The following is a 9,105-nucleotide window of genomic DNA, read 5'->3' as shown; positions in this document are numbered from 1 at the left end:
ACATCGTTGGGTTTTACAACAACGAACGGCTGCACTCAAAACTGGGGTATCTGCCGCCGACCGTTTACGAGCGGGCGATGGCATCGAAACTACCTATCGAGGTGTCCGGAATTAGTTGACCACCACAAAGAAATTCCACGAAGCCGCCGAGCGCGCCCTCGACCACCATTTCAAACCAGCCGTCGATCCACACCCCAAACGCGAGAACGGCCTCTTCAAACTCTCCCCCGGCACCGACGCCGAAGCCCTCATGGCCAACGCCTCCGAAGACCTTCTGTCCATCAGCGTCATCGCCTGCGACCTCGCCGACGACCTCCACGGCTCCCGCCGCTCGGTTGCACTCGCCCTGAGCAGAATGGCGGACGGTGTGCGACTGATGGTGGAAGGGACGCTCGACCAGATTGAAGTGCGAAGCGTGGCGGCCAAATCGTAGCGAGATTTGTGGATGAAAAAAGGGGACGTTAAGTCCCCTTTCTGAATATTCCCTGCTTCACCATTGGCAACCTGTTTCAGGTTTCGAATCCACGTTGTAATCGTTTTCAAACGAATACTTCTTTGCGGATTTGTAATTCGTATACGACATCGCATCAACCCGGCCACCCTGAGTGACCATCTGATACTCACCTGTCAGTGCGCCATCAACTACTTCAACCCAAGTTGTCGTGTACTGGTAGGGCCGGCCATAGACCAGTTCCTCTTGTTCAGTATTGCGATGAACCAGAGTGATGGCCTTCTTCGACTTGCTGTACTTGACGCCAGCACCGCTCCACTTGGCGACAGAATCGTAATAGGTTCTGAACTCAAAATTTATGGGCTTGCCTTCGTGGGAGCGGAAGCAAAAAACCTCGGTCGTGACCTCGCTATGAGCCGCCAGAGGAACGAAAACGAGCAACGCGGAAAACAATGCAGACGAAAATTTCAAACCGAACATTCCTTTAGCGGTTCATCGGTACAGAACACACAGTTACAGCAACTCAACGAGCTCTTGTCACGCCTCGGGCGCCACAGCGCTGCGCTCACCCACCCTCGCCGGGATTTTCGAAGCTTTTCCCGCTTCAGACATTCGCGATGCGTATTGCTTGTACGCCGCCACCGCCCGCTCTTTATCGTTCACGGCCCAATAACTGTCAGCGAGATTCAGGTAAGCAACCGTCCTGTTTGGGTGGTTAGCAATCACTGCGTTGAGCAACTCAATCGACTCAGCGTAGTAACCCGCCTCGCCGAGCAGAAAACCGAGGTCGTTGGACCAGCCGGGACGCTGCGGGTAGTAGTACTTTGCGACGATATAGCTATCCGGGGGACAAGTGTCATGCGAGCCACCGCCCATCAACGCGTAGCTCATCGTATCCTTGAAGGAAGAGTCATCACCCTTTCGGTAGGCTGCCAGCGCCATATCCAGCAAATCAGCCGAATTGACGGTCATCAATTTCTTTCTAACGCCCTCAATACTGCCAGTACGAGCAACCCGCAGCTTCTGCAGCGCTTCACGCCCATCGAAAGAGGCGAGGGTGATCGGGCCCAATGTCTGCACCGGCAACTCCACAACGCTGACAAGCGACCGGTCACAGGAATCGTTATTCGCCACTTCCAGCAGAGCTTTCAGCTCAAACTGCTTTGAGCCTCTATTGAAGGCGAACAACAGGTTGAAGTTGTAAACCGCGTTATCTTCCTCGCTGGTTACCAGCGCGATGTAATCCCCAGCCTCAACGAACGGCTGCTTGATCAAAGCTTCCTCAGCCTGCGGATCAATGACAGTCATGACGCCAGGGCGACCTTTGAGTACATGGACGCTGAATACACCCTGAAGCGCAGACGAGTACTGACTCTTGATCAGAGGCAGCGCCTTCGACGTATTGAGCAAAATTCCCTCATTACGTGCCTGCACCGGCGCGATCAACAACCGGTTGGAGGCCTCGTCCGCATCCCCTGCCAGAACAAATACCTTTTGCCGTGATGCATCACCCAGCAAGCTAGCCGGGATTTCCTTAAGAACTTGGGGCGCAGCAAGCGCGGGAGAACCCGGTACAGCGACACAACAAGTTAGAGCGCAGAGAACGCTCTGCAATACGCGTTTCACTTTCTTCAATCCTTGATTCAATCAAATGATGTCCAAATACACCCCAATAGAGCTTGTCCGATTAGGCACCGGGTTCAGGCGCGCCGCACTTCAGTTCTTTAATTCGCTCATTCTGGATCGGTATCACACAAGCGAGCCGCTTCTCTCCTTCCCCACGAAGCTCGAACAAGCTGAGCGTCAGGTGTAAACCATCGGCAGCAAATGCATGATCCTCAAACAATGCACTGGCATAACCATTCCAAAACGATTTGCCGTCAAAACTGCAAAACCGCTTGGAGGACAGCACCCTCCAACCGCCGTTGGGCGCCAGTATCTGGACCGTCAGGCATGGGCTGCCAAAGGTGCTGACATAACGTGCCACGACATCGCCGAAGCGCTGGGAGCCGGACAGGTACACCTTGTTGAGATCAACTACATTACCCGGCTCATCAGCGACGATCGTGTCCAGATAAGCCGCACGCTCCAGACTCATTCTGGCCACGCAGTTGTTGATCGTCGTGACATGCGCTGCCACCCCAGGCTCGATTTCCGTGGCTTCAAGCGGGCAGGTGGTGTCGCGTAGCTTGATCCAGGCGCGCTGGGATTCTCTGGCCATGGCGACCAGCGCTTTACCCTGCTCAGGGTCACGCGTTTGTTGAGCCTCAAACCGTCCCAGCAGTTTCTTGTAGCTGGCATTGAGTTGCGTGTCGGCTTCCTTGCGGGCTGCCTCCACGCACCGATCGACCTGGGCGCTCACGGTGATTTCTTTGCAGTCGTCCTCGGCCATCGCGCAGGAGGCAAACAGGCATCCAAAGGACAACGCGATAAAACGCGCAAACATGTTCAATTTTTCATTCCCTGAATGACGGATCGCTCAACTACACGTTGAGGTATTTTCTGCGCCTTGCCGGCGGCGCTCATCGCGTCGCGGTACTGGCTGTAATAGCGCTGCGCTTCATCTTTGCGATCAAGGCGCCAGAGTGAATCGGCGATGTTCAACATCAGCACCGTGCGTTTACCAACGGCCTCAACGCCGCGATAAAACTTCAGCGCCAGTTCATCTCTACCGCCCTCGGCCAAGTAGAAAGCCAGGTCGTTGAAAGCTTGAGCATTGCGCGCCGGTGGGTGACAAGCCATATAGGACTCTGGACTTATAGTGCGAAGATTGAATGCGAGTTCTTCCACGCGAGATTGCGGCATCTCAATATTTGAGACCTGCTTCAATAAGTCCTTTGGAGACGGCGTCTGCATGACGAGATCAGGCGCATCCTCTTCCCCGGAAGTCCACCGATTGCCCTCCCACTTGCCGTAGCAAAACCTGGCTGCGGGCTGACTGAGCACACAACCGGTCTCCATCGAAATGACCCCGCAACCAGTTTCCTCTGTCGGGATTTCTTCACCCTCCTGGCCAATGACAACGCCATAAAGAGTCTGAAGGAGGAGCAATGTTTTCTTGTCGGGACTTAACCAAGCCTCATGCGTTTCAGTACCCACCGCGGGTACATAGAGGGGAAAAGTTTTTCCATTGGCGGTAAACGAGGCGACCGCCGACTCCGCAGCAGGCCTGCCCCATGTCTTGTCATTCAGCGTCACTAAGTTCCCGCCAACCCCCACGATCTCAATATTTTCAGACAAGGCATTGGCTGAAGCTGACAGGCTCATGACAATCATCATCCGCTTAAGGCTGCCCGCGAGAAGACGGTTCATCCACTCACTCCTCATCCATCGGCGACGATTCCACGTCGGTCATGCTCAGCAGCCGAAACTCAGTGTTCACAAACTCGTAGTAACGATCCCGATTACCGCTTTCCAACGCATTCCCTTGGGAGTCTTGCTCACCGTCGAGCGTGATGCCGGAGACGATGACCAAGCGGCTGTCGGGCTGGTAAACCATGCCGAACGTACTGCCGTCGTAAGCATTCGGCAGACCGCCAACGACTTCCCCAGTCTGAGCGTCCAGCACTTCGCCGCAAATCGCGCTGCCGCCACAGCCGAGCCTGCGCAGGATGTAATGGCCGGCGAAGTTGACCTTGCCTTTCAGGGCTTGCACCCGTGCCTGATCCATCATTGGGCTGCTGTTTTCTTGCGGCACCAGTTTATGGTTGGGGCCGTTGAAAACTGGCGTGACGGTGTAATCCTTGAAGGCTGGATCGGCAGCGAATGCCATAGACGCGGCAGCTAATATCAAGCTGGCGAGAAGAACTGAAAATCTTTTCACGCTGTAACTCCATCGAGGCAATGCATTTTGGGTGTGTTCATTCGAAGGCAATGCCGCGCACCGCTTTCCTGATTTGCTCGAACCCTTCGTTGCTGATCGCCAATGGAGTGGATGAACCCGATTCCGCCGAGCCGATCAGCACGTCTTTACCCCTCAGCAGGCAAAAAGCGATGCGGGTAATGTGCCGTCGTGACTTGTCGTGGAAACCGAAGATGAAACCCGAAAAACTCTCCCCGCCCCATTGCTCGAAGGTGTAGGTGTTCGCACGACCCGCGAGCGAATTGGGCACCCAGCCCTGATCGGTAAGGGTCGCCGGGCACCTGCGGTCGTTGTCGTCACGCAGGATTTGCACCGCAAACGCATCGTCTGCTGCGGGTTTCCAGTCGGTGAGAAGCGAAAAGTACTCCGAGTTTTCACACATCAAACCAAACCACGGCTGGCTCAGGTCGCCATGTTTCTCGAAGTGCCAGTCGGCACCACTCGACGTCTGCGCTTGCCACAAGCTGGGGGCGCTGGACGGTTTGGGCAGTTGTTTGGCTGCGATAAATACCGAATAGAAATCGTCGAACTTCAGCCATTGGTTCTGCAGCAGCGGCATGGAGAATCGACACGAACCCATGTCTACAACTGTCTCGGTCGGGCCTTGCGCAACCGGCGACTGGCCGGGCTCGTTACCGACCAACACAGCAGCTGCGGCGGTCACATAACCCACCTGTAAAAGCACGACCAGACCAAAGATCAATTCGCGGAGGTATCGTAGTTTCACTTCCTATCCTTCGAATTGATCAACTCCAACTCACCATCCCGATACAACACCTCACACCCCACCCACGCCGGATCCACCTGCGGCATTACCGCCGACGGCTTGCGCAACTCCCGCAACAACGTCGAGCCATGCGACAAGCGCCCACCCATGCGGGCAATAACCGCCCGCGCGGTTTGGTAATGCGCATGTCGCCCCGGATCGAGGGAGTCTTCGAGCAGAATGTCGGCGCCGAGGATGCCCCGCACCTGCCCCGGATAAATCATGAACCCGGTCGCCTGCTCGGCACCTTCGCGACCGTCCTGCCAGAAGCTGCCGTCTCGGGCGCGCACATCCGGATGCGGCGCAAACCAGTGCTCGCGATCCGCCAGCGGCATGGCGTGGTGCAGACGAAAGAAGATGCGCATGAGGTTGTCGCGATACCACTCGCGCACTTGCAGGTAGTAGCCGCGCAGACCCGGCATGCCGGTGGAATGAGCGAGGCAGATCAGTCCGGACCATTGCGGGAATGGTTGTAACGGCAGCTCACTCGACGTGGGTCGAGGGGTGGCCGGATCGGTTTCCCAAGGCAAGCGGTGAGGACTGTTTTCAAGGTTGTCGTAAGCCGTCGGCGGGCGGCCCAGCCAATCACCGCCGCTGCTGGCCAGCGCCGCGGCGATGCACAGATTGCCTTGTACCACGAACACGTAAAACCGGGTGAACCAGTCTGCCAGTTGCTGGCCGTCGGCACCCTGGGCGACGAGGTCGGCCAGCTCTTGATCGAAACGCTGCAAGCCACGTTCAAGGTTCAGCAGATGACCTCGGGCGATGCGTTGCATACGCAAAAACAGCGGCAACGAACGCAGCATCTTCAGTGGTTGCCACGGCAGATGCGGAGTCGCCCCGCCAACTTCACCGGCATAGTTGCTGGCGCTGATGCCCCAGTCGGCGAGTCGGGCGAGGAACAGGTCGTTGTTGATGTAAGACGCGCCGCCGAACACGGCGGTGAACGGCTCGTTGTCCTGCAACACTCGCGCATCCCAACGCGCCATGATCGCCGGAATACTTGCCGCTGCCCGGCGCTGGGCGTACTCCACAAAGACGCTCGGTTGCGGCGGCAGGATCTCGGCGATGTTGGCGGCCGTCAGGTGGCGGCGCCAGCCGTAGTCGCTGATCGGTCGGTATTGCAGCAGCCACAGTTGCCCGCCGTCCCAGGCCCATTCGACGTCGCCTGGTACGTAGTGAAATACCCGCAGCACGTCTTGCAGAAATTGCCATAGCCGCTCTTCGGTCAAGCCGTGGGATGGCGTGAACGCGCCGCTTCGCCAGGCATCGCCAACCCGCGAAAGCGTTGCCCGCGAAGGGCTGACATGACCGTCGGCCAGCGATTCGAGATGGCCTTCAACCCACTCCAGCTCTACCGAGAGATGTCGCACGAAGGCGATCCCGGACACTACCGGGGTGACGAAGCGCTGCACCACCACTTCCTCGACGCCTTCGGCCGTCAGTTCGGCGATGCGTTTAGGCACGTTGGCGGTCGGCTCGCGCAGATAGGTGGTGCTCAACCCGGCATTCGCCGAATCGGCCTGATCCTCGCCATAACTGGAGGAGCGCACCGCCCAGGTCACGTCGGGTTGGGCGGCGAGAAACGCAGGCAGACGCGGATCGGTGCAGTCGCTGAGCGTCAGCGCCGCCGGCACCGGTTGCCGGGCCAGTTCAGCCAAGCGCAAACGCCCGCCCTTGGTGTGCGCAACAAACCCGCGCTCGCCCGACTCCAGCCACTGCGCAAACTGCGCGGGTGCGTCGATCCACGGGTAATGGCCCCAACCGGGTTTCAGGCTGATGGTCAGATCTGCGCGCGCAAGAATCGCCGACCATGCCGCCGCTTGCTCGATGCCCAGTACCTTGTCCTGATCGCCCCAGACCAGTTCGACCGGGTCGGTGATCCACTCCAGCAAGGGCAGCGCGGTGTCGGCACGGATCAGATCCCAGTGCGGCACAAACGCACGGCAGCGCGCATAACCGGCGCCCATGCGCTGATACTGCGCGGGCGTCCAGGTCTGGTTGGAGAACTTGCGCGCGAACAGCGTGGGTTTGTTCGACAGCAGCCAGTGAATGGACTTGCGGATCGGCAGCGGCGACATCAACGCCGGCAATCGGCGCTGCCACAAAAAGGCGCCCACCGGCGCCAGCAACACACTGCGAGAAAAGTGCCCGGGCCGACGTTGCAGCGCATGCAGCACCAGCAACGCGTTGACCCCGACGGCCATGATCGCACTGCCCTGCTGCGTCATCGCCAGCAAGGTCTGCGCGTAGTCGGCAAGATCCTCACAGGGTGGCTGCGGATTGGCGCCGAAGCCCGGCAATTCCAGCGGCACCACGTCGTAGCGCTGAAAGTGCGGCAACGCGTCATCCCACCAATCGGCGGCGCTGCCATTGCCGGCCAGCAGGTACATCAACGGCTTGCTCATGGGCGATCCTCAGGTCAGATCGCGCAGAGCGGCGTCGAGGGTTGGATAGCGGAATGTGTAGCCGGCCTCGGTCAAACGCTGCGGCACCACGCGCTGACCGTCGAAGAACAACTGAGCCATTTCCCCGGCCAACACACGCACTGGCGCGGCTGGAATGTGGAACCACACCGGGCGCTTGAGGACCTTGCCGACGTTCTCGGCAAAGGCTGCCTGACTGACCGTTTCCGGCGCCACCATGTTGTAGGTGCCGCGCAGACTGTCGTCGTTGAACGCCCGCGCGATCACCTGAAGCACATCGTCGCGATGCACCCAGCTCATGATCTGCTGACCGTCACCCATGCGCCCGCCGAAGCCCAAACGGAACGGCAGCAGCAACGGCGTCAACGCACCGCCCGGGCCGAACACCACGCCAAGTCGCAGCACCACCTGACGCACGCCAAACTCGGTGGCCGGTTGCGCGGCGGCCTCCCAACGCGCACAGAGTTCGGCCATGAAGCCGTTGCCCTTGCTGGCGTGTTCGTCGAGGTTTTCACTGGCGTCGCGCACGCCGTAGAAACCGATGGCTGAGGCTTGAATCCACAGCAGTGGTTTTTGCTTGGTGTTCTTCAGCCAGATCATCAGGGCTTCGGTGGTGCCGACTCGACTGGCGAGCAGTTGCGCCTGACGCTTGGGACTCCAGCGTGGACCGGCGACGGGTGCGCCGGCGAGATTGATGATTACGTCGAAGGTTTCATCGTGGCTGAATTCGCTCAGGGACTGCACGCTGCGAACGCGGCCGTTGAATAGATTGGCTGCTTTCAACGGGTCACGTGCCAACACACTCACGGAGTGGCCGGCATCGAGCAATTGATTGACCACAGCCTCGCCGATAAACCCTGTGCCACCGGTGATCAGCACGCGCTTGTAGGCGCTGCCGGCAAACGGGTTGGACGTACTCTGAGGTTTTACTCGAGGGGATTTCCGGCGGTCATGGCGATACAGCCAGACCAGCGGCGGCAACAGCATCAGCAGCGCAAAACCGTCGAGCCACAGGTGCGACCAGACCTGTTGTTGCGCTGACAGCCACATGTCCTGCGGCGCCCATAACAGGATGCCGGCGCTCAACCAGCCCCACACTGCCGGGGCTTTCGAGCGATTGCCCAAGTGCACCAGCGCGAGCATGTACAGCGAATAACTTTGCAACGTCGCGCCGAACAGCGCGAGCCACCAGACTTGTTGTTCGTGGCCGGCGACGGGCACCGGGTCGGCGCCCCAGAATGTGAGTTCGAGGGTGTGCAGATAGCCGTCGAGTAATCCGGAATGACCGGCCCAGGTCAGGGTGAGGCCGGCGAGAATGTGCACGATTGCGGCGGCGTATAGCCAGAGCACTAGCGCTGGGCGAAGCGAGGTCGAAGGGGCTGGCATTCCGTGTCCTGAGCGCATTCCTTGGGGGTGGGAAGTTTAAAGGAAAAGCGTAGGGTTTCGGGGGTTGTCAGTAGCAGTAGCTGGGTTGGGAGTGTCAGATTTTTTGTGTGCGGGCCGGTAACGGCCTGCCGTAAGGCAAGCCCTTTTTTCACCAGTTCAACCTGGTAAATCGATCTCCATAAAGAATCGCAAACTGATTCATTGCTGTCTTCCA

9 protein-coding genes are annotated in these 9,105 nt (G+C 58.7%); 1 reads left to right on the top strand and 8 read right to left on the bottom strand.

Annotation, left to right across the window (positions count from 1 at the left end):
* Window positions 1–115 precede the first annotated feature (115 nt).
* Window positions 116–433, top strand: a complete 318-nt coding sequence (locus tag AACY02_RS25600) for a DUF6124 family protein (protein WP_339434316.1) — start codon at window positions 116–118, stop codon at window positions 431–433.
* A gap of 57 nt (window positions 434–490) precedes the next feature.
* Here the strand turns inward: AACY02_RS25600 and AACY02_RS25595 are convergent, their stop codons facing one another.
* The 8 genes from AACY02_RS25595 to AACY02_RS25560 all read right to left on the bottom strand — a co-directional run bounded on the left by AACY02_RS25595 (window position 491) and on the right by AACY02_RS25560 (window position 8,891).
* The gene (locus AACY02_RS25595; protein WP_191630839.1) at window positions 491–931 is read right to left on the bottom strand and encodes a hypothetical protein; all 441 of its coding nucleotides are present in this window, start codon (window positions 929–931) and stop codon (window positions 491–493) included.
* Window positions 932–988: 57 nt separating this feature from the next.
* A complete protein-coding gene (locus tag AACY02_RS25590) occupies window positions 989–2,077 on the bottom strand; it encodes a tetratricopeptide repeat protein (RefSeq protein ID WP_339434315.1) in 1,089 nt (362 codons plus the stop codon).
* Between the two features lie 61 nt (window positions 2,078–2,138).
* Window positions 2,139–2,897, bottom strand: coding sequence for a lysozyme inhibitor LprI family protein (locus AACY02_RS25585; RefSeq protein WP_339434314.1), 759 nt, complete (start codon window positions 2,895–2,897; stop codon window positions 2,139–2,141).
* 2 nt (window positions 2,898–2,899) lie between these two features.
* The gene (locus tag AACY02_RS25580) at window positions 2,900–3,763 is read right to left on the bottom strand and encodes a tetratricopeptide repeat protein (RefSeq protein WP_339434313.1); all 864 of its coding nucleotides are present in this window, start codon (window positions 3,761–3,763) and stop codon (window positions 2,900–2,902) included.
* A gap of 4 nt (window positions 3,764–3,767) precedes the next feature.
* Window positions 3,768–4,223 carry a hypothetical protein gene (locus AACY02_RS25575; RefSeq protein ID WP_339434312.1) on the bottom strand — a complete coding sequence of 152 codons (456 nt, stop codon included), beginning with the start codon at window positions 4,221–4,223 and terminating at the stop codon, window positions 3,768–3,770.
* Window positions 4,224–4,311: 88 nt separating this feature from the next.
* Window positions 4,312–5,040 (bottom strand): hypothetical protein, encoded by a 729-nt coding sequence (locus AACY02_RS25570; protein WP_339434311.1) that lies wholly within the window; start codon window positions 5,038–5,040, stop codon window positions 4,312–4,314.
* Entirely contained in the window at window positions 5,037–7,487 is a 2,451-nt protein-coding gene (locus AACY02_RS25565) for an alpha/beta hydrolase (protein WP_339434310.1), read from the bottom strand. The genes AACY02_RS25570 and AACY02_RS25565 overlap by 4 nt, the downstream gene beginning before the upstream one ends.
* A 9-nt stretch (window positions 7,488–7,496) precedes the next feature.
* Window positions 7,497–8,891 carry a TIGR01777 family oxidoreductase gene (locus tag AACY02_RS25560; protein ID WP_339434309.1) on the bottom strand — a complete coding sequence of 465 codons (1,395 nt, stop codon included), beginning with the start codon at window positions 8,889–8,891 and terminating at the stop codon, window positions 7,497–7,499.
* Window positions 8,892–9,105: the final 214 nt, after the last annotated feature.

Source organism: Pseudomonas sp. EA_65y_Pfl2_P78, assembly GCF_963970495.1.
GTDB lineage: Bacteria > Pseudomonadota > Gammaproteobacteria > Pseudomonadales > Pseudomonadaceae > Aquipseudomonas > Aquipseudomonas baetica_A.
This window is presented reverse-complemented; position numbering and strand designations above follow the sequence as displayed.

Coding starts and splice junctions, on each gene's coding strand:
- AACY02_RS25575 (WP_339434312.1), bottom strand. CDS start 4,223: ATGGCATTCGCTGCCGATCCAGCCTTCAAGGATTACACCGTCACGCCA.
- AACY02_RS25560 (WP_339434309.1), bottom strand. CDS start 8,891: ATGCCAGCCCCTTCGACCTCGCTTCGCCCAGCGCTAGTGCTCTGGCTA.
- AACY02_RS25585 (WP_339434314.1), bottom strand. CDS start 2,897: ATGTTTGCGCGTTTTATCGCGTTGTCCTTTGGATGCCTGTTTGCCTCC.
- AACY02_RS25595 (WP_191630839.1), bottom strand. CDS start 931: ATGTTCGGTTTGAAATTTTCGTCTGCATTGTTTTCCGCGTTGCTCGTT.
- AACY02_RS25580 (WP_339434313.1), bottom strand. CDS start 3,763: ATGAACCGTCTTCTCGCGGGCAGCCTTAAGCGGATGATGATTGTCATG.
- AACY02_RS25565 (WP_339434310.1), bottom strand. CDS start 7,487: ATGAGCAAGCCGTTGATGTACCTGCTGGCCGGCAATGGCAGCGCCGCC.